The 19,265-nt window shown below is 58.8% G+C and carries 18 protein-coding genes, 2 tRNA genes and 1 rRNA gene; 8 read left to right on the forward strand and 13 right to left on the reverse strand.

The window, feature by feature from the left end:
- Positions 1-43: 43 nt before the first annotated feature.
- Both LOY67_RS00580 and LOY67_RS00585 read right to left on the reverse strand, forming a co-directional pair.
- On the reverse strand, positions 44-268 hold the full coding sequence (locus LOY67_RS00580) for a DUF1161 domain-containing protein (protein ID WP_265065479.1): 225 nt from the start codon (positions 266-268) through the stop codon (positions 44-46).
- Positions 269-384: 116 nt separating this feature from the next.
- Positions 385-600, reverse strand: a complete 216-nt coding sequence (locus tag LOY67_RS00585; protein WP_041024236.1) for a dodecin — start codon at positions 598-600, stop codon at positions 385-387.
- 168 nt (positions 601-768) lie between these two features.
- Here LOY67_RS00585 and LOY67_RS00590 point away from each other — a divergent pair, with 168 nt between their 5' ends.
- Entirely contained in the window at positions 769-1,095 is a 327-nt protein-coding gene (locus LOY67_RS00590; protein WP_024778479.1) for a DUF883 family protein, read from the forward strand.
- Here the strand turns inward: LOY67_RS00590 and LOY67_RS00595 are convergent.
- Entirely contained in the window at positions 1,068-1,985 is a 918-nt protein-coding gene (locus LOY67_RS00595; RefSeq protein ID WP_265065480.1) for a LysR family transcriptional regulator, read from the reverse strand. The genes LOY67_RS00590 and LOY67_RS00595 overlap by 28 nt on opposite strands.
- Positions 1,986-2,098: 113 nt before the next feature.
- Between LOY67_RS00595 and trpB the strand changes: the two genes are divergently transcribed.
- Both trpB and trpA read left to right on the forward strand, forming a co-directional pair.
- Entirely contained in the window at positions 2,099-3,331 is a 1,233-nt protein-coding gene (gene trpB, locus LOY67_RS00600; RefSeq protein ID WP_041024238.1) for a tryptophan synthase subunit beta, read from the forward strand.
- Positions 3,331-4,143, forward strand: coding sequence for a tryptophan synthase subunit alpha (gene trpA, locus LOY67_RS00605; RefSeq protein WP_265065481.1), 813 nt, complete (start codon positions 3,331-3,333; stop codon positions 4,141-4,143). Before trpB ends, trpA begins: the two co-directional genes overlap by 1 nt.
- Positions 4,144-4,297: 154 nt before the next feature.
- Here the strand turns inward: trpA and LOY67_RS00610 are convergent, their stop codons facing one another.
- The 10 genes from LOY67_RS00610 to LOY67_RS00655 all read right to left on the reverse strand — a co-directional run bounded on the left by LOY67_RS00610 (position 4,298) and on the right by LOY67_RS00655 (position 14,113).
- Positions 4,298-6,259 (reverse strand): DUF4105 domain-containing protein, encoded by a 1,962-nt coding sequence (locus tag LOY67_RS00610; RefSeq protein WP_265065482.1) that lies wholly within the window; start codon positions 6,257-6,259, stop codon positions 4,298-4,300.
- Entirely contained in the window at positions 6,256-6,576 is a 321-nt protein-coding gene (locus LOY67_RS00615) for a DUF2388 domain-containing protein (protein WP_092167636.1), read from the reverse strand. Before LOY67_RS00615 ends, LOY67_RS00610 begins: the two co-directional genes overlap by 4 nt.
- Positions 6,577-6,602: 26 nt before the next feature.
- On the reverse strand, positions 6,603-6,911 hold the full coding sequence (locus LOY67_RS00620) for a DUF2388 domain-containing protein (RefSeq protein WP_265065483.1): 309 nt from the start codon (positions 6,909-6,911) through the stop codon (positions 6,603-6,605).
- Between the two features lie 105 nt (positions 6,912-7,016).
- Entirely contained in the window at positions 7,017-7,334 is a 318-nt protein-coding gene (locus tag LOY67_RS00625) for a DUF2388 domain-containing protein (protein ID WP_265065484.1), read from the reverse strand.
- Between the two features lie 321 nt (positions 7,335-7,655).
- On the reverse strand, positions 7,656-7,871 hold the full coding sequence (locus LOY67_RS00630; protein WP_024778486.1) for a DUF1127 domain-containing protein: 216 nt from the start codon (positions 7,869-7,871) through the stop codon (positions 7,656-7,658).
- Positions 7,872-8,195: 324 nt separating this feature from the next.
- Positions 8,196-9,689, reverse strand: a complete 1,494-nt coding sequence (locus tag LOY67_RS00635; RefSeq protein ID WP_265065485.1) for an acetyl-CoA hydrolase/transferase family protein — start codon at positions 9,687-9,689, stop codon at positions 8,196-8,198.
- 198 nt (positions 9,690-9,887) lie between these two features.
- Positions 9,888-11,324: an NAD(P)(+) transhydrogenase (Re/Si-specific) subunit beta gene (locus tag LOY67_RS00640; RefSeq protein WP_265065486.1), complete on the reverse strand. Its 1,437-nt coding sequence runs from the start codon at positions 11,322-11,324 to the stop codon at positions 9,888-9,890.
- Positions 11,324-11,644, reverse strand: coding sequence for an NAD(P) transhydrogenase subunit alpha (locus LOY67_RS00645; RefSeq protein WP_003220416.1), 321 nt, complete (start codon positions 11,642-11,644; stop codon positions 11,324-11,326). Before LOY67_RS00645 ends, LOY67_RS00640 begins: the two co-directional genes overlap by 1 nt.
- Positions 11,645-11,659: 15 nt before the next feature.
- A complete protein-coding gene (locus LOY67_RS00650; RefSeq protein WP_265065487.1) occupies positions 11,660-12,781 on the reverse strand; it encodes a Re/Si-specific NAD(P)(+) transhydrogenase subunit alpha in 1,122 nt (373 codons plus the stop codon).
- Between the two features lie 435 nt (positions 12,782-13,216).
- Positions 13,217-14,113 carry a LysR family transcriptional regulator gene (locus tag LOY67_RS00655; protein ID WP_265065488.1) on the reverse strand — a complete coding sequence of 299 codons (897 nt, stop codon included), beginning with the start codon at positions 14,111-14,113 and terminating at the stop codon, positions 13,217-13,219.
- Between the two features lie 157 nt (positions 14,114-14,270).
- On the opposite strand from LOY67_RS00655, the gene LOY67_RS00660 reads away from it, so the two are divergent.
- The 5 genes from LOY67_RS00660 to LOY67_RS00680 all read left to right on the forward strand — a co-directional run bounded on the left by LOY67_RS00660 (position 14,271) and on the right by LOY67_RS00680 (position 19,113).
- Positions 14,271-15,452: an acyl-CoA dehydrogenase gene (locus tag LOY67_RS00660; RefSeq protein ID WP_265065489.1), complete on the forward strand. Its 1,182-nt coding sequence runs from the start codon at positions 14,271-14,273 to the stop codon at positions 15,450-15,452.
- A 13-nt stretch (positions 15,453-15,465) separates the two neighbouring features.
- Complete coding sequence (locus LOY67_RS00665) at positions 15,466-16,686, forward strand: CaiB/BaiF CoA transferase family protein (RefSeq protein ID WP_265065490.1); 1,221 nt, start codon at positions 15,466-15,468, stop codon at positions 16,684-16,686.
- A 625-nt stretch (positions 16,687-17,311) separates the two neighbouring features.
- A 16S ribosomal RNA gene (locus LOY67_RS00670) occupies positions 17,312-18,848 on the forward strand.
- Positions 18,849-18,930: 82 nt separating this feature from the next.
- Positions 18,931-19,007, forward strand: a tRNA-Ile gene (locus tag LOY67_RS00675).
- A gap of 30 nt (positions 19,008-19,037) precedes the next feature.
- Positions 19,038-19,113, forward strand: a tRNA-Ala gene (locus tag LOY67_RS00680).
- Positions 19,114-19,265: the final 152 nt, after the last annotated feature.

A 19,265-nucleotide genomic window follows, 5' to 3' on the forward strand; every position in this document is an offset into this window, starting at 1 on the left:
GGTGGATCATTGTGGGAGGGAGCAAGCTCCCTCCCACAATGGATCAGGGCTTCTTGTAAACGATTTCCTTCGTCTCACCCTCACAAGTACCAACGACCTTTCCGTCACTCGCCGTACCTTTATCGACGATTTCCAGCGAATAGCCCGTCACGTGCTTGGCATCGAGCTTCGCTGCGATTTCGCTTTTCAGCTCCTCGCAGGGCTTGGCGGCGGCAAACACGGAACCCGCAAGGCTCAGCAAACCCACAGCAACCATCAACTTTTTCATCGCTCGCACTCCTTGGTCGGATCAGTAAGGCTGGTATTAAACAGGACGGATGCACTCGCCGGATAGCGCATCGCCATTCCTATGGCACTCCGCCAGCGTGCAAGTTCCAAGCGCCCTCAGCTATTTGCAATCCGGAACCCGACCTTGAGGGTCACCTGGAAGTGCGCGGCCCGGCCATTCTCGATATGCCCGCGGGTTTCGGTGACTTCGAACCATTCCAGGTGCTTGAGGCTTTTGCTGGCTTCGGCCAGGGCATTGTTGATGGCGTCTTCGATGCTGGTGGGAGACGAGCCGACCAGCTCGACCTTTTTGTACGTGTGATGATCAGTCATGACGTTCTCCTTAGGTTGTCTAGCCGCTTGGCTACAAAGAGCCTAGCAGCGATTTTTCGCCTTACGTGTGGTGCCGTTCACGCGCTGAAGTTCAGATTTACTGCACTTTCAGAAACGGCTGGAGTCCCAACTTTCACACGCACTCAACCACTGAAGGAGAGAGCCACCATGGCCAGCAATTCGTTACGTAAAGCCTCGTTGCAAAGCATGGAAGCGGAGATCGAGAATCTGCTCAAGTCGTTGGAAAGCCTGAAGGACGACGCTTCGGACGAGTCGCGTAAGACCCTCAAGTCGCTCAAGGCGAACGCCGAAAATGCGTTGAAACATTCCCGTCATCTGCTCAGCGATGCGTATGAAGAGGTTAAGGTAAAAACCCGTGAAACCGGGCTCGCCACGCGCGATTACGCTCAAGAACACCCGTGGACCACCGCCGGAGTCGCCGTCGGGGCCCTGGGTTTGTTGGCCGCTTATCTGCTGTGCAAACGCGGCGACTGAGTCGGTTGGCTCAGCTCATGCCTGAGCCACTGGGCCAACTGCCGGGCGCGGCCGTCCGCGGCGCGCTTGGGTAGCCACAGCGCCAGTCGCGCCGGGGTTTCACCGAAACCCCATGGCGCGACGAGGCGCCCGGCACGCACATCCTCGGCCACCAGCGGTTCGGGCGCGATCGCCACGCCCAGCCCTGCCACAGCCGCCTCCAGCAAATAATACAGATGCTCGAATCCTTGGCCGAACTTCAGCGCCTGGGGTTCCAGGTGGTTCTGCCGTGCCCAGGTCGGCCAGGCTTGTGGGCGCGATGTGGTATGCAGCAACGGCTCGCCCAGCAGCGCGCTGGCCGGGGCGGATTTCAGGCCGACGAAACCGGCGTAATGAGGGCTCATGACCGGGCCGATCCGCTCGCTGACCAACTCATACACCTGCATGTCTGCCGGCCAGGGCGGCTCGGCAAAGACCAGCAAAGCGTCCAGCCCCGGGCGTCGGGGGTCTAGATCACCTTCACCGGCGGACAGATGCAAGCGCAAGTCTGGCAGGTCGGCATTGAGCCGGCCCAGGCGAGGAATGAACCAGCGTGCCAACAGGCTGCCCGAACAGCCCAGCACAAACGGCGCATCCGCCGTACTTTGGGTCAGCTCGGCGCAGACGGTACGCAAGCGCTCGAAAGCCTCGGCGCTGGCATCGCGCAGGCGCATGCCCGCATCTGTGAGTTTAAGGCCGCGCCCATCCTTGACGAACAGGCTGACACCGAGATGTTCCTCCAGCACCTTCAACTGTCGGCTGACGGCCCCATGGGTGACGTGAAGCTGTTCGGCCGCCTGGCTTACACTGTTCAGGCGAGCGGTGGCTTCAAAGGCACGCAAGGCGTTGAGCGGTGGGAGATCGTGGCTCATGGTATCTGTGAGTTTTCCTGACAGGTTGTGGCGATCTTATCGGTTTTCAGGGCGAGATGTCAGGGGTAGAGTGAGCCTCATTGTCTTCTCACGCATTTGCCTGGAGCGTTCCCATGACCCAGCCTACGACCCCTTTCAACCTGCGCAGCGGCCCCGACGCCAACGGCCTGTTCGGTGCGTTCGGCGGCCGCTATGTGGCCGAAACCCTCATGCCGTTGATCCTCGATCTGGCCCGCGAATACGAAGTGGCGAAGGAAGATCCTGCGTTCATTGAGGAATTGGCTTACTTCCAGCGGGACTACGTCGGTCGTCCGAGCCCGCTCTATTTCGCTGAGCGCCTGACTGAATACTGTGGCGGCGCGAAGATCTATCTCAAGCGCGAAGAGCTGAACCACACCGGCGCCCACAAGATCAACAACTGCATCGGTCAGATCCTGCTGGCGCGGCGCATGGGCAAAAAACGCATCATCGCCGAGACCGGTGCCGGTATGCACGGCGTGGCTACCGCCACCGTGGCCGCACGTTTCGGCCTGGATTGCGTGATCTACATGGGCACCACCGACATCGAACGCCAACAGGCCAACGTGTTTCGCATGAAATTGCTCGGTGCCGAAGTGATTCCGGTGGTCGCCGGTACCGGCACGCTGAAAGATGCCATGAACGAAGCCCTGCGCGACTGGGTCACCAACGTCGACAGTACGTTCTATCTGATTGGCACCGTGGCCGGTCCGCACCCGTACCCGGCCATGGTGCGTGACTTCCAGGCGGTGATCGGCAAGGAAACCCGCGATCAACTGCAAGCCCAGGAAGGCCGCCTGCCGGACAGCCTGGTGGCGTGCATCGGCGGTGGTTCCAATGCGATGGGCCTGTTCCACCCGTTCCTGGACGACAAGAGCGTCGACATCATCGGCGTCGAAGCAGCTGGCTACGGCATCGAAACCGGCAAGCACGCGGCGAGCCTCAATGGTGGCGTCCCCGGTGTATTGCACGGCAACCGCACTTTCCTGTTGCAGGACGACGACGGCCAGATCATCGACGCCCATTCGATTTCCGCCGGCCTCGACTACCCGGGTATCGGCCCGGAACACGCCTGGTTGCACGACATCGGTCGCGTCCAGTACACCTCGATCACCGATGCCGAAGCGCTGGACGCCTTCCACAAATGCTGCCGCCTGGAAGGCATCATTCCTGCGCTGGAAAGCTCCCATGCCCTGGCTGAAGTGTTCAAGCGCGCACCGAACCTGCCCAAGGATCACCTGATGGTGGTCAACCTGTCCGGCCGTGGCGACAAAGACATGCAAACCGTGATGCACCACATGGAACAGTCCCAGCAGGAGAAACACTGATGAGCCGCCTGCAAACCCGTTTTGCCGAACTCAAGCAACAGAACCGCGCTGCCCTGGTGACCTTCGTGACCGCCGGCGACCCGAACTACGACACGTCGCTGGCAATCCTCAAGGGCCTGCCGGCGGCCGGTGCCGATGTGATCGAGCTGGGCATGCCGTTTACCGATCCGATGGCCGACGGCCCGGCGATTCAGTTGGCGAACATCCGCGCGCTGGGTGCCCAACAGAACCTGGCGAAAACCCTGCAGATGGTTCGTGAGTTCCGTAAGGACAACAGCGAGACACCCCTGGTGTTGATGGGCTACTTCAACCCGATCCATCGTTATGGTGTGCAACGCTTCATTGGTGCGGCGCTGGATTCCGGCGTTGACGGCCTGATCGTGGTGGACATGCCGCCCGAGCACAACGGCGAGCTGTGCGATCCGGCCCAGGCGGCGGGCCTGGATTTCATCCGCCTGACCACACCGACCACCGATGATGTGCGGTTGCCGACCGTGCTCAACGGCAGTTCGGGCTTTGTGTATTACGTGTCGGTGGCGGGCGTGACCGGCGCCGGTGCCGCGACGCTGGAGCATGTGGAAGAAGCCGTCGCGCGTTTGCGTCGTCACACCGATTTGCCGATCAGCATCGGTTTCGGCATCCGCACGCCGGAGCAGGCCGCGGCCATTGCCCGGTTGGCCGATGGCGTCGTGGTCGGCTCGGCGTTGATCGACCATATCGCCAGCGCCGAGACGTCGGAGCAGGCGGTGGACGGCGTGCTGAGCCTGTGCGCCGCCCTGGCTGACGGTGTGCGTAATGCGCGCGTGAGTTGAGTGACCGGGTCAACCTGCTGATAATGAAAAAGGGGTTCAGAATTTGGTTCTGAACCCCTTTTTTGTCATGCATGAAATGATCTGCAATGGTTTCCCAGTCCTGCTTTTTGTGGCGAGGGGATAAATCCCTTCGCCACAAACGATAGAGGTCCTGTCAGGGCAACTCCAACCCACCCCCTGCCTTGTGCAGCTTGCGCAGATGCTCGCCCAGTTCCTTGACGTTCGCCTCGCTCGCGGCGATTTCGGCGGCGCGGCTTGGCTCGAGCAGAGCCCGGACTTCCTTGTCCAGATCGCCCGTCAGTGTTTGGAGCTGTTTCTGGCGCAGGCTGCTTTCCGATTCCAGTCGCTGCCACTCGCTGGGTTGTGGCAACCCGTAGCCGCTGCTGGCCAGCAACTCGGCGGGACGGCTCAGGAAACCGCTGTTGGCGAGGATCTGTTGCAGCGTTGCGTTGGCCCTTTCCATGCCGCCGTTCTGCAATTCGCGGGCACCCAGGTAGCGTTGTTTCACCTCATCCTGGGCCAGCAGCAATTGCCGGCGATAACTGGCCTGTTCCAGCAGCAACAATGCCGCGCTGGTGCGCAGGTCAGCCTGTTCGAACCAGACACGTCGCTCGGCGGCGTCCAGGGCCAGCCAGTCTTCCACCGTCTGCTGTTTGATCGGCAGGTACTTCTTCAGCACATCGAACATCGCCTGATACCGATCGCGAAACGAATCGAATTGGTAGCCCAGGCGCAGGGCTTCCTTGGGGTCATCCAGCACGCTGGTATCCGCCAGGCCGCGTCCCTTGAGCACTTCCAACAAACCGTTGGGCATGATGCTGTCCAGACCCTTGAGTTGTTCGTTATTGCTACCGCTGCGCAACAGCTTCAGGCTCTCTACCGCGCAGTTATTGGACAGGAAGTAATAGTTGCCGTCGTAGCTCCAGTGCATTTCGGCAGCGTGTTCGACGGTTTCCTCAATTTCGGTCCGTGACAGGTTCAGCGGCACGGATGCGAGGCTGCGCAGTTCGGTCTTGGTGTATTCATCGATCACCTGGGCCAGCGGCAGTACGAACAGGCGTGACGGGTATTTGCCCACCAGCCCGTCCCAACTCGACAGTTGCACATCACCCACGAAGGCGCGATACGACAGCACCAGGTGTTGATCCAGATCCAGCCGGCAATCCGGCCCACGCGGCCGGCCGGGTGCGCAGATCACCAAGCGGAGCATGCTGTGGCCCCAGCGGCTGACCCAGTTCTGATTGGCTTCGGCCAACAGGTAGTCGATGGCGTAGACCCGTTCTGGATCGACCTTGCCCAGTGGCGTCCTGGCGAAGTCGTTGCCGGCATTGAGGAAGGCGAACGATTTGGCGCAGGTATCCTTGGCGGGCGGGGCCCAACCAAAGTGCTCCCGGTAATAGCGATACAGCGCGGGCCGTCGGCAGGCATAGCTCGGGTCGAGGAGAAAGTACTCCATGTTGACCGCGACGAATTCCTTGGGGCTGCTGGTCTCGTAGAGGTCCGGGCTGCGGGCGACCTGGCGGTTGTGCTGCTCCCGTTCACCGCGACGGCCGACGTACTGTGGCCAGCCAGCGAGGTCCAGCAGGCGGGGATCATCACTGAGGGTAAAGCGGCGGTCGTTCTGACCCCGGCATTCATCCGGAAGGCCGATCAGCCCGGCGCTGTTGTTGCGTCGTGTGCAGCGCTGGATCAACGCACGCTCGGCATCCGGCCATAAACGCGCGCGGTCATAGATGTGAGTCAGTTCATGCAGGACGGTGGCGAGCATTTCCCGGCGCACGGTGCCGTGGGGACGGTGAGTCTTTTGCGTAGCGGCGCTGCCGTCCGTGAGGCTGTCGAGCAGATTGCTGTTGAGGTCGAGCTGCGACACCAGCGAGGCTTGGCCATACGCGTTGGCTGGCATCTGGTCGGTCCAGCCGACATCGATACGACGGTCCAATTGTTCGATGAAGCGCGGCGGCAAGGCCGCCATGGCTTCATCGAGCAGCGCCTGACTAGCCTGCTGCTGCGCGGAGCTCAGGCCTTCGCCATTGAGGTGCAGTCGCAGGCCGGCCTGAGCAGTACCGCCCATGAGCAGCAGGACCCCGGCCGCCAGCCAGGCGGCGAGCAGCCTCACAATGCGAGGATGGCTTCGGCGAGGACCTGGTCACTGGCATCGCGGGCTTCCGGCACGCGGGTACGCAAGGTGTCGAAGGCCGCCTCGAGGTGAGCACCACGGATTTCACCGTTGCTGGCGACGAAGCTGGCGGCGTCGTCATGGGCTTCGCGGACAACTTTCGAATCACGGATGGAAGTGGTGGTATCGGAGGTGAAATCGATCGTGCGCTGCGAGGCGCGAACGATGATGTTACTGGTGGCTACCAGGGTATGGGCCTGGGCCACATCGGCCAATACCAGCAGGCCTAGGGCGGCAGCAATCAGCGGGCTACGCATGGAACGACTCCGGAAAGTAGGGATAACTATTGGACGAGAATTGCCTGTGCCAGTTCAAGGTCGCTGACATGAAGTTTTGGCTGGGTCTGGTGTAGATAAGCCAGGGCCGATTCCAGTCGTGCGCCTCGCAACTGCCCGTCACTGGCAACGAATGCCGCTGCGTCATCGCGAGCGGCGACGATCAGTTTATGGTCGAAGGGCGCGGAGGTCACCATGCTCGTGGCATAGCCACTGATCACCACCTGTTGAGTGGATACATCGAAGGCATGAGCCGAAACGGACCAGCAGGCAGCGACCAGGAACAAAGCGATAGGCAGATCTGAGGTAAAACGCATGGCACTCGACGGTTGATGGCGAACCTGAAGGCTAGCGCAAACCGCCGGGCCAGAGCCAGCGCTGAAACATCGGGATACCTTCATCCACCCGATGTTTCATGTTGATCAGATCACCAGGATCGCCTGGGCCAACTGGGCATCGGTGGCATTCAACTGAGGGGCCTGCTGGCGGATGAAATCCAGGGCGCTTTCCAGTTTCACACCACGGATGGCGCCTTCGCTGGCCACGAAGCTGGCGGCATCGTCACGGGCCGCTTGGACGATTTTATTGTCCCGCAGCGACGAGGTCGCATCGGAGGTTGCATCGGACGTGGCCTTGAGCGCCCCTACGAGGGAATCGGTGGTGACGATGAAGCTGCTGGCGTTGGCATGGGCGGCTACGGCCAGCAGGGTTGCAGCGCTGAGCAGACGAAGACGGATCATGATGAAACTCCTTGGATGTGTGAATACCGATTCTTGTAGCTGAGAGGAGACGCCTGTTCGACTCGCTTCGCCACGTTCGCTTGGATAGTAAGTCAGATCGCGGCGTAGGACAGCTCTGATAAAGAGCGCCCACTCTCGAAGTGCCGCAAATCAAAACTGTACCTATTGAAATTAAAAAATATAAAACTGTAATTGTTCGTGGCTGGGCGTTGATTCAGAGCCCTGGAACGACAAGACCCGTCGCGGTTTCCCGCGACGGGTCTTGTTTGTTCAATTCAGTGCTGGCGGTGGACCCGTTGGGTCAGGGCCAGCGACGCTGAGTTAGCGCCAGAACGGCTTGCTCAGCTCTTCGTAGCGTTGTGCTTCGCTGATACCGGCGTCTGCCAGCAGGCGAGCATCCAGGCGAGCCAGTTGATGGCGGCTGGCAATGCGGCGCTGCCACAACATCAGGTTGGCGATTACGCGAAGAGGCAGGGAAGCCTGGTTTTTTGCAGCGTTGTCTTCGAAAAACAGCTCGGAACTGAGTGTACGTTCCATGGTTGACATCCTTCCGCTTATGGCGGGATTAGGTAGTGGTTTAACTTTAACTGGTGCCCATGATCCTCTCGTTTGGCCAGACTCTGTAGATACAGTTCTCCTGTATTGTGCGCGACCAGTTAACTGTTAAAGGGTGGTGTACTGGTCAATATTAAGGCAACTGTACCTATGCGCTCCATATTGGTGCGTTTTTGGCCTGAAGAGGGTGTTGCGTGAGAAAAGTCGACAGAAAAACACCGGTACAGCAGTACAGTTTTCGTCACTATTGATCGTAAGCCGTTGATCGACCAAAACTGTATTTGCTGTAGCGCTGATCCAGCTGTATCAAACGACCAACATGCGTCCGGTTTCCTCCAGGTTCAGGTGCCAGCTCAACGCATCGCGCAGGATGTGCGGCGTATGCCCACCCAGGGCGCACGCCGCTTCGAAGTACTCATTCAGGGCCTGGCGATAGGTCGGATGCACGCAATGGTCGATGATCATCCGCGCCCGTTCCCGCGGTGCCAGGCCTCGCAGGTCGGCCAGGCCGACCTCGGTAACCAGGATGTCGACATCATGTTCGGTGTGGTCCACGTGGCTGACCATGGGGACGACGCTGGAGATAGCGCCCCCCTTGGCAATCGACTTAGTCACGAAAATCGCCAGGTGCGCGTTGCGGGCGAAGTCTCCCGAGCCGCCGATGCCATTCATCATTCGTGTGCCGCAGACATGGGTGGAGTTGACGTTGCCATACAAGTCGAACTCCAGGGCGGTGTTGATGCCGATGATGCCCAGGCGGCGGACGATTTCAGGATGGTTGGAAATCTCCTGCGGCCGCAGGACCAATTTGTCCTTGTACTTTTCCAGGTTGGCGAACACATCGGCATTGCGCCGGCCCGACAGCGTAATGGAGCTGCCTGAGGCGAAGCTCAGTTTGCCGGCGTCGATCAGGTCGAAAGTGGAGTCCTGCAGGACTTCGGAGTACATGGTCAGCTCTTCGAAGGGCGAATCGATCAACCCGCACATCACAGCGTTGGCGATATTGCCGATACCGGCCTGCAGCGGGCCAAGTTTGTTGGTCATGCGCCCGGCCGCGACTTCGCGCTTGAAGAAATCGATCAAGTGATCGGCAATGGCCTGGGTGTCGCTGTCCGGTGGTGTGACGGTTGACGGCGAGTCGCCCTGGTCGGTGATGACAATGGCGGCGATTTTTTCCGGCGGAATCGGGATGGCGGTACTGCCGATACGGTCGTCGACCTTCACCAAGGGAATCGGTGTGCGGGTTGGGCGATAGGTCGGGATATAGATGTCGTGCAACCCTTCCAGGTCCGGGTTGTGAGCCAGGTTGATTTCAACGATCACTTGTCGGGCGAAGATGGCAAAGCTGGCGGAGTTGCCCACTGATGTGGTCGGGACGATGTGGCCTTGCTCGGTGATGGCAACGGCTTCGATCACGGCAATATCCGGTAGCTTGAGCTGGGCGTTGCGCAGTTGCTCGACGGTTTCCGAAAGATGCTGATCGATGAACATCACCTCGCCGGCGTTGATCGCCTTGCGCAACGTGCTGTCGACCTGGAACGGCATGCGCCGCGCCAGCACGCCGGCTTGAGTGAGCTCCTTGTCGAGGTCGTTACCCAGGCTTGCGCCGGTCATCAGGCTGATTTTCAGCGGACTGACCTTGGCGCGCTCGGCCAGGGCGTGAGGGACCGCTTTCGCTTCACCGGCGCGGGTGAAGCCGCTCATGCCGACAGTCATGCCGTCCTCGATCAACAAGGCGGCGTCGGCAGCGCTCATCACTTTATTCAATAACGAAGGCAGGCGAATGCGGTCACGGTACATGGAGTGTTTTCTCGGGCTGGGAGCATGGATGCGCAGTCTAGTGAATTCGCGCCGTACCCGACCCGCGACAAAAGTCGCATTTAAGGCGTCTATTACGGGGGTTTCAGGCAAAACATCATTACCGGATCGGTAACGTCGGGCCTTGATACAAATCAAAACGCCCCGACAAGTCGGGGCGTTTTAGTGAAGCAGAAAGCGTTATTCCACGGCTTTGACCATGTCTTCGATGACTTTCTTGGCGTCACCGAACACCATCATGGTCTTGTCCAGATAGAACAGCTCGTTGTCCAGGCCGGCATAGCCGCTGGCCATGGAGCGCTTGTTGACGATGATGGTCTTGGCCTTGAAGGCCTCGAGGATCGGCATGCCGGCAATCGGCGATTTCGGATCGTTCTTCGCCGCCGGGTTGACCACGTCGTTGGCGCCGAGCACCAGGACCACGTCGGCCTGGCCGAACTCGGAGTTGATGTCCTCCATCTCGAACACCTGGTCGTAAGGCACTTCAGCCTCGGCCAGCAACACGTTCATGTGCCCGGGCATGCGACCGGCTACCGGGTGGATCGCATACTTCACGGTCACGCCATGGTGGGTGAGCTTTTCAGTCAGCTCTTTCAAGGCATGCTGCGCCCGCGCTACCGCCAGGCCATAGCCCGGCACGATGATGACAGTGTCGGCGTTGGTCAGCAGGAACGTTGCGTCATCCGCGGAGCCCGACTTCACTGGCCGCGCTTCTTTCGAACCGGCCGGGCCTGCCGCATCGGCGCTGTTGCCGAAGCCGCCCAGCAGCACGTTGAAGAACGAGCGGTTCATGGCCTTGCACATGATGTACGAGAGGATCGCACCGCTTGAGCCCACCAGGGAGCCGGCGATGATCAGCATCGAATTGTTCAACGAGAAGCCGATGCCGGCCGCCGCCCAACCCGAATAGCTGTTGAGCATCGACACCACCACCGGCATGTCCGCACCGCCGATCGGGATGATGATCAGCACGCCCAGCACGAATGCCAGGGCCAGCATCAGGGCGAACGCGCCGAAGTTGCCGGTGACCATGAACGTCACGCCAAGTCCCAGTGTCGCCAGGCCCAGGATCAGGTTGAGCTTGTGCTGGCCGCCGAACTGCACCGGCGCACCCTGGAACAGGCGGAACTTGTACTTGCCCGACAGCTTGCCGAAGGCGATCACCGAACCGGAGAAGGTGATTGCACCAATGGCTGCGCCGAGGAACAGCTCCAGGCGGTTACCGGCCGGAATCGAATCGCCCAGTTGCTTGACGATGCCCAGGGATTGCGGTTCGACGACGGCAGCAACTGCAATGAACACCGCCGCCAGGCCGATCATGCTGTGCATGAACGCTACCAGTTCGGGCATCTTGGTCATCTCGACACGCTTGGCCATGATCGAACCGGCGGTGCCGCCGATCAGCAGCCCGACGATGACATAACCAATGCCGGCGGTGGCAAGCTCGGCCCCCAGCTTATAGATGAGGCCCACGGTAGTCGCGATCGCCAGTGCCATGCCGAGCATGCCGAACAGGTTGCCGCGACGGGACGTGGTCGGGTGCGACAGGCCCTTGAGGGCCTGGATGAAACAGATCGACGCGATCAGGTACAGCGTCGTTACCAGGTTCATGCTCATTACTTGGGCGCCTCTTCTTTTGCTTTCGGGGCTTTTTTCTTGAACATCTCGAGCATGCGGCGCGTCACCAGGAAGCCACCGAATACGTTGACTGCGGCCAGGGCCACGGCCAGGGTGCCCATGGTCTTGCCCAGTGGTGTCACGGTCAGCGCGGCGGCGAGCATCGCACCGACGATCACGATCGCCGAAATGGCGTTGGTCACTGCCATCAACGGTGTGTGCAGTGCAGGCGTTACGTTCCAGACCACGTGGTAACCGACATAAATCGCCAGCACGAAGATGATCAGGTTGTAGATACCGGGGGAGATAAGCTCTTCCATTGTCTGAATCCCTGCTTAGGCGTTTTTGCGGATGACCTGGCCGTCGCGGCACATCAGGCACGCGGCGACGATGTCGTCTTCCAGGTTCACGTCGAACTGACCTTCCTTGGTGAAGACCAGCTTCAGGAAGTCCAGCAGGTTACGGGCGTACAGCGCCGAAGCGTCGGCGGCGACTTCGCCGGCCAGGTTGGTCGGGCCGACGATGGTCACGCCATTCTCGACCACGACCTGATCGGCCACGGTCAGCGGACAGTTACCGCCCTGGGCTGCCGCGAGGTCGATGACCACTGAGCCGGGTTTCATCTGTACCACGGTTTCGGCGCTCAGCAAGGTCGGTGCCTTGCGGCCGGGGATCAGCGCGGTGGTGATGACGATGTCAGCCTGCTTGGCGCGCTCGTGCACCGCCTGGGCCTGGCGCTGCATCCAGCTTGCGGGCATGGGGCGAGCGTAGCCGCCGACACCGACGGCGCATTCGCGCTCTTCATCGGTTTCATAAGGCACTTCGACGAACTTGGCCCCGAGGGATTCGATCTGTTCCTTCACCGCCGGACGCACGTCCGAAGCCTCGATCACCGCGCCCAGGCGTTTAGCCGTGGCAATCGCCTGCAACCCGGCCACGCCTGCACCGAGAATCAGCACGCGCGCCGCTTTCACGGTACCCGCCGCCGTCATCAGCATCGGCATGAAGCGTGGATAGTAGTGAGCGGCCAGCAACACAGCCTTATAGCCGGCGATGTTGGCTTGGGACGACAGCACATCCAGGCTCTGGGCGCGGGAGGTGCGTGGCGCTGCTTCGAGGGCGAAGGCGGTGATGCCACATTCGGCCAGCTTGGCGATGGTTTCGTTGTTGAACGGATTGAGCATGCCCACCAGAACGGTGCCGTTCTTGATCAGCGTCAGCTCGCTATCGCTGGGAGCCACCACCTTGAGGATCAGTTCGGCTCCGAACGCCTCGCTGGCGCTGCCAATGGTCGCGCCTGCGGCTTCATAGGCACTGTCGATAACGCTGGCCTTGAGACCCGCGCCACTTTGAACAGTGACTTTATGACCTTGGCCGATCAGCTTCTTGATGGTTTCCGGGGTGGCAGCAACCCGTGTTTCACCTGTCTGGGTTTCGAGAGGAACACCAATGTGCACGTCAAATCTCCTGCGTGATCTTATTGAGTAAACCCATGCACTTCGGATGGTGCGGTTGGGGCGGCGGATCAGCACGATCCCGCCGAATCAGGCGGGGCGCGGCATTTTGCAGGCGAAAATACAGCCCTTCAAGGGATTATGACGGGTGACGAAAAATTAACTACAAGTCACCCTGTGACCGAATGTCGCAATTATCGGTCCTTAGCCCTTGCAGGCCGTGCCTTTCACGGATTCAGGCTCAAATTGATAAATTTTCCCATCGGCCAGATGAATGAGCCGTGATGAATGGGGCGATATGGCGCAAAGCCACGTATTTGAACGCTTCTGAGACTACTGTACTGATTTCTACACAAATTGACTGATTGCGACAAAAACTTATATCTGTAGCGCTTTTTATTAGCTTACTACCAGAGTCGGTTATGTATGATTCCTTTATTAATCAAGCAGATAGGCTTTGGCCTGGCCTATCAGCCAGTCACGAAAAGCCCGCAGGGACGCGGATTCGACCTTTCGTTCCGGGATCATCAGGTAATAGGCTTTGATGCTCGATAGCGCATTGCTGTTGGCAATAACCAAGCGTTTTTCCGCCAGCTCCCGCTGAATCAGGAAGGGCGGAATCAAGGCTATTCCCATGTCGTGCATGGCTGCCTGGGCAAGCATGGAGAATAGTTCATAACGCGGGCCTGTCAGGTCGCGCGCAACGTTCAGGTCTTGCGCGTTGAACCACTGCCTCCACGCATATGGGCGGGTGGTCTGCTGGAGCAGGGGCAGCTCGGCGATGGCTTGTGGTGTCAGGTCGTTGCGCTCGCCCAGCAGCGCAGGGCTGCAGACTGGCATGGGGTTTTCGCCCATGAGTTTGTGGGATTCGGTACCGGACCAGTCCGCGTCGCCGAAATAAATGGCCGCGTCAAAGTCCGTGTCCGCAAACAGGAAGGGGCGCGTGCGGTTGGTCAGGTTGACGGTGACTTCCGGATGTTGCTGCTGGAAGTCCTTCAGGCGCGGTAACAGCCATTGGGTTCCAAACGTGGGAACCACGGCCAGCTCGATCACGTTCGCACCGGTGTGGCCCATCACCGAAAGCGTATCGCGCTCTACGGCATCCAACTGAGTGGCAACCCGGCGGCTATAGGACAGGCCGGCCTCAGTCAGTTTGACGCCACGCCGCGAGCGTCGAAACAACTCCACGCTGAGGAAGTCTTCCAGGCTGGCGATCTGTCGGCAGATCGCCCCTTGGGTGAGAGAAAGCTCCTGTGCGGCCTTGGTGAAGCTTTCATGGCGTGCCGCGGCTTCGAAGCTGACCAGTGCGGCAGTGCTGGGGATCTTGCGGCGCATGTACGGTGACCTCACTGATCGTTGTTATAAACAGGGCTTTTGCTGTTTACGGAGTGAGAAATTAGCACAAGCACATGCGGAATCGTCGTTTGCCCTCGTAGGAAACCGCGCCTAGGATCAATCCACGATTTTTCATTTGATTGGCGAGGATTTTTTCATGGCCGGTAAAGCGAGCTTCAACTGGATCGATCCACTGTTGCTGGACCAGCAACTCACCGAAGAAGAACGCATGATCCGCGACACTGCCGAGCAATTCGCCCAGCAGAAGCTTGCGCCACGGGTGCTCGAAGCGTTCCGTCATGAAAAAACCGACCCGGCGATCTTTCGTGAGATGGGTGAAGTGGGGCTTTTGGGCGCAACCATCCCTGAACAGTACGGCGGCAGTGGCTTGAATTACGTCAGCTATGGCCTGATCGCTCGGGAAGTGGAGCGCGTTGACTCTGGTTACCGCTCGATGATGAGCGTGCAGTCGTCGCTGGTCATGGTGCCCATCAACGAGTTTGGCACCGAGGCCCAGAAGCAGAAGTACCTGCCGAAGCTGGCTTCTGGTGAATGGATCGGTTGCTTCGGTCTGACCGAGCCGAACCATGGTTCCGACCCGGGCGCGATGATTACCCGTGCGCGCAAAGTCGAAGGTGGCTACAGCCTGACGGGCAGCAAGATGTGGATCACCAACAGTCCGATTGCCGATGTGTTTGTCGTTTGGGGCAAGGACGACGCCGGTGATATCCGGGGCTTTGTATTGGAGAAAGGCTGGAAGGGCCTGAGCGCGCCGGCCATTCATGGCAAGGTCGGGCTGCGTGCTTCGATCACTGGCGAGATCGTCATGGATAACGTGTTTGTCCCGGAAGAAAACATCTTCCCGGATGTACGCGGCCTGAAAGGTCCGTTTACTTGCCTGAACTCGGCGCGTTATGGCATTGCCTGGGGTGCCTTGGGCGCCGCCGAATTCTGCTGGCACACCGCCCGCCAATACACGCTGGATCGCCAGCAGTTTGGTCGCCCGCTGGCGGCTAATCAGCTGATCCAGAAGAAGCTGGCCGACATGCAGACTGAGATCACCCTCGCCCTGCAAGGATGCCTGCGTCTGGGGCGTATGAAAGATGAAGGTACGGCGGCGGTGGAGATCACTTCGATCATGAAGCGCAACTCTTGCGGCAAATCCCTGGATATCGCTCGTATGGCGCGGGACATGCTGGGTGGCAATGGCATTTCCGATGAGTTCGGCATTGCCCGTCATCTGGTGAACCTGGAAGTGGTGAACACTTATGAGGGCACCCACGACGTTCATGCGCTGATCCTCGGTCGTGCGCAAACCGGTATCCAGGCGTTCTATTAATAGGAGGACGGCCATGGGCGCGCTATCGCACCTGCGGGTACTGGATTTATCGAGAGTCCTGGCCGGGCCGTGGGCAGGCCAGATCCTGGCGGACCTGGGAGCCGAGGTCATCAAGGTCGAGCGCCCGGGCAATGGCGACGACACACGTGCCTGGGGGCCGCCCTTCCTGAAGGATGGACGGGGCGAAAATACGACCGAGGCGGCTTATTACCTATCTGCCAATCGCAACAAGCAATCGGTCACCATCGACTTCACCCGGCCCGAGGGGCAGAACCTGGTGCGGGAGCTGGCGGCCAAGTCCGATATCCTGATCGAGAACTTCAAGGTTGGCGGGCTCGCGGCTTATGGTCTGGATTATGACTCGCTGAAGGCGATCAATCCGCGGTTGATCTATTGCTCGATCACCGGGTTTGGCCAGACCGGTCCTTATGCCAAGCGCGCCGGTTATGACTTCATGATCCAGGGCCTGGGGGGCTTGATGAGTCTCACCGGTCGGCCTGAAGGTGATGAAGGCGCGGGGCCGGTGAAGGTGGGGGTTGCGCTGACGGATATCCTCACGGGGCTCTATTCGACCGCTGCCATCCTGGCGGCGTTGGCTCACCGCGACCAGGCGGGTGAAGGGCAGCATATCGACATGGCATTACTGGACGTTCAAGTGGCTTGCCTGGCCAACCAGGCGATGAACTACCTGACGACGGGCAATGCGCCGAAGCGGTTGGGCAACGCTCATCCCAATATCGTGCCTTATCAGGATTTTCCTACGGCTGACGGTGACTTCATTCTTACCGTGGGCAATGACGGTCAGTTCCGCAAGTTTGCTGAAGTTGCCGGTCAACCGCAGTGGGCTGATGACCCTCGTTTCGTAACGAACAAGCAGCGGGTGGCGAATCGGGCTGTGCTGATCCCGCTGATTCGCCAAGCGACGGTGTTCAAGACCACTGCCGAATGGGTTGCTCAGTTGGAGCGGGCCGGTGTGCCTTGTGGGCCGATCAATGATCTGGCGCAGGTGTTTGCCGATCCACAGGTGCAGGCTCGCGGACTGGCGATGGAGCTGCCTCATGCGTTGGCCGGTAAGGTGCCCCAGGTGGCCAGCCCGATTCGCTTGTCCAGGACGCCGGTGGAATACCACCGGGCGCCTCCTTTGTTGGGGGAACATACGCTGGAGGTGTTGCAGCGGGTGCTGGGGTTGGATGAGGCGACGGTGGCTGCTTTCAAGGAAGCGGGCGTGCTTTGAAAATTTCTTCTATTTCTATATAGAAGAGCTTGGCAAGCGGCGTTTTATCCGGTGTGTTGCAACGTATTGATAGAAAAGCAAAATTAGGACTTGACGGCAGATTCTGAGTCTCTATAATTCGCCCCACTTCCGGCGCAGTCGAAACGGAAAACTCCTTGAGTTTCAATGAGTTAGACGTTTTGAGGCGGCGCAGGGCTTCAGTTCATCGAAGTCCGGAAGGAGTGGGTAGAGCAGTGTTGTTTGGCTCTATCGACGGTTCGATCGTCTCGGTCGAAAGCGGTGAAAAAGAGGTGTTGACAGCAGCGAGTAACGCTGTAGAATTCGCCTCCCGCTGACGAGAGATCGGAAGCGCAAGTGGTTGAAGTTGATAAGGAAACTTGGAAAACTTCTTAAAATAACCGCTTGACAGTAACGCCAGGCGCTGTAGAATGCGCGCCTCGGTTGAGACGAAAGGCTCAGCCAACCGCTCTTTAACAACTGAATCAAGCAATTCGTGTGGGTGCTTGTGGAGTCAGGCTGCTAGTCAACAGATTATCAGCATCACAAGTTACTCCGCGAGAAATCAAAGATGTAACCAACGATTGCTGAGCCAAGTTTAGGGTTTTCTCAAAACCCAAAGATGTTTGAACTGAAGAGTTTGATCATGGCTCAGATTGAACGCTGGCGGCAGGCCTAACACATGCAAGTCGAGCGGTAGAGAGGTGCTTGCACCTCTTGAGAGCGGCGGACGGGTGAGTAATGCCTAGGAATCTGCCTGGTAGTGGGGGATAACGTTCGGAAACGGACGCTAATACCGCATACGTCCTACGGGAGAAAGCAGGGGACCTTCGGGCCTTGCGCTATCAGATGAGCCTAGGTCGGATTAGCTAGTTGGTGAGGTAATGGCTCACCAAGGCGACGATCCGTAACTGGTCTGAGAGGATGATCAGTCACACTGGAACTGAGACACGGTCCAGACTCCTACGGGAGGCAGCAGTGGGGAATATTGGACAATGGGCGAAAGCCTGATCCAGCCATGCCGCGTGTGTGAAGAAGGTCTTCGGATTGTAAAGCACTTTAAGTTGGGAGGAAGGGCCGTTACCTAATACGTGATGGTTTTGACGTTACCGACAGAATAAGCACCGGCTAACTCTGTGCCAGCAGCCGCGGTAATACAGAGGGTGCAAGCGTTAATCGGAATTACTGGGCGTAAAGCGCGCGTAGGTGGTTCGTTAAGTTGGATGTGAAAGCCCCGGGCTCAACCTGGGAACTGCATTCAAAACTGTCGAGCTAGAGTATGGTAGAGGGTGGTGGAATTTCCTGTGTAGCGGTGAAATGCGTAGATATAGGAAGGAACACCAGTGGCGAAGGCGACCACCTGGACTGATACTGACACTGAGGTGCGAAAGCGTGGGGAGCAAACAGGATTAGATACCCTGGTAGTCCACGCCGTAAACGATGTCAACTAGCCGTTGGGAGCCTTGAGCTCTTAGTGGCGCAGCTAACGCATTAAGTTGACCGCCTGGGGAGTACGGCCGCAAGGTTAAAACTCAAATGAATTGACGGGGGCCCGCACAAGCGGTGGAGCATGTGGTTTAATTCGAAGCAACGCGAAGAACCTTACCAGGCCTTGACATCCAATGAACTTTCCAGAGATGGATTGGTGCCTTCGGGAGCATTGAGACAGGTGCTGCATGGCTGTCGTCAGCTCGTGTCGTGAGATGTTGGGTTAAGTCCCGTAACGAGCGCAACCCTTGTCCTTAGTTACCAGCACGTTAAGGTGGGCACTCTAAGGAGACTGCCGGTGACAAACCGGAGGAAGGTGGGGATGACGTCAAGTCATCATGGCCCTTACGGCCTGGGCTACACACGTGCTACAATGGTCGGTACAGAGGGTTGCCAAGCCGCGAGGTGGAGCTAATCCCATAAAACCGATCGTAGTCCGGATCGCAGTCTGCAACTCGACTGCGTGAAGTCGGAATCGCTAGTAATCGCGAATCAGAATGTCGCGGTGAATACGTTCCCGGGCCTTGTACACACCGCCCGTCACACCATGGGAGTGGGTTGCACCAGAAGTAGCTAGTCTAACCTTCGGGGGGACGGTTACCACGGTGTGATTCATGACTGGGGTGAAGTCGTAACAAGGTAGCCGTAGGGGAACCTGCGGCTGGATCACCTCCTTAATCGACGACAGCAGCTGCTCCATGAGCTCCCACACGAATTGCTTGATTCATTGAAGAAGACGATTAGAAGCAGCCCGAAATTGGGTCTGTAGCTCAGTTGGTTAGAGCGCACCCCTGATAAGGGTGAGGTCGGCAGTTCGAATCTGCCCAGACCCACCAATTTTGTGTGGGAAACGCCTGTAGAAATACGGGGCCATAGCTCAGCTGGGAGAGCGCCTGCCTTGCACGCAGGAGGTCAGCGGTTCGATCCCGCTTGGCTCCACCACTACTGCTTCTGTTGCTGAAAGCTTAGAAATGAGCATTCCATCGAGACGATGGTGAATGTTGATTTCTAGTCTTTTGATTAGATCGTTCTTTAAAAATTTGGGTATGTGATAGAAAGATAGACTGAAGGCCACTTTCACTGGTGGTGTTCAG

It is taken from the genome of Pseudomonas sp. B21-056, assembly GCF_026016325.1.
Classification (GTDB): domain Bacteria; phylum Pseudomonadota; class Gammaproteobacteria; order Pseudomonadales; family Pseudomonadaceae; genus Aquipseudomonas.

Excerpts from the sequence above, each read along its gene's own strand:
- LOY67_RS00585 (WP_041024236.1), bottom strand. The coding sequence starts at position 600 with ATGACTGATCATCACACGTACAAAAAGGTCGAGCTGGTCGGCTCGTCT.
- LOY67_RS00590 (WP_024778479.1), top strand. The coding sequence starts at position 769 with ATGGCCAGCAATTCGTTACGTAAAGCCTCGTTGCAAAGCATGGAAGCG.
- trpA (WP_265065481.1), top strand. The coding sequence starts at position 3,331 with ATGAGCCGCCTGCAAACCCGTTTTGCCGAACTCAAGCAACAGAACCGC.
- LOY67_RS00620 (WP_265065483.1), bottom strand. The coding sequence starts at position 6,911 with ATGCGTTTTACCTCAGATCTGCCTATCGCTTTGTTCCTGGTCGCTGCC.
- LOY67_RS00645 (WP_003220416.1), bottom strand. The coding sequence starts at position 11,644 with ATGGAAGAGCTTATCTCCCCCGGTATCTACAACCTGATCATCTTCGTG.
- LOY67_RS00625 (WP_265065484.1), bottom strand. The coding sequence starts at position 7,334 with ATGATCCGTCTTCGTCTGCTCAGCGCTGCAACCCTGCTGGCCGTAGCC.
- LOY67_RS00635 (WP_265065485.1), bottom strand. The coding sequence starts at position 9,689 with ATGTACCGTGACCGCATTCGCCTGCCTTCGTTATTGAATAAAGTGATG.
- LOY67_RS00580 (WP_265065479.1), bottom strand. The coding sequence starts at position 268 with ATGAAAAAGTTGATGGTTGCTGTGGGTTTGCTGAGCCTTGCGGGTTCC.
- LOY67_RS00660 (WP_265065489.1), top strand. The coding sequence starts at position 14,271 with ATGGCCGGTAAAGCGAGCTTCAACTGGATCGATCCACTGTTGCTGGAC.
- trpB (WP_041024238.1), top strand. The coding sequence starts at position 2,099 with ATGACCCAGCCTACGACCCCTTTCAACCTGCGCAGCGGCCCCGACGCC.
- LOY67_RS00615 (WP_092167636.1), bottom strand. The coding sequence starts at position 6,576 with ATGCGTAGCCCGCTGATTGCTGCCGCCCTAGGCCTGCTGGTATTGGCC.
- LOY67_RS00655 (WP_265065488.1), bottom strand. The coding sequence starts at position 14,113 with ATGCGCCGCAAGATCCCCAGCACTGCCGCACTGGTCAGCTTCGAAGCC.
- LOY67_RS00665 (WP_265065490.1), top strand. The coding sequence starts at position 15,466 with ATGGGCGCGCTATCGCACCTGCGGGTACTGGATTTATCGAGAGTCCTG.
- LOY67_RS00640 (WP_265065486.1), bottom strand. The coding sequence starts at position 11,324 with ATGAGCATGAACCTGGTAACGACGCTGTACCTGATCGCGTCGATCTGT.
- LOY67_RS00595 (WP_265065480.1), bottom strand. The coding sequence starts at position 1,985 with ATGAGCCACGATCTCCCACCGCTCAACGCCTTGCGTGCCTTTGAAGCC.
- LOY67_RS00630 (WP_024778486.1), bottom strand. The coding sequence starts at position 7,871 with ATGGAACGTACACTCAGTTCCGAGCTGTTTTTCGAAGACAACGCTGCA.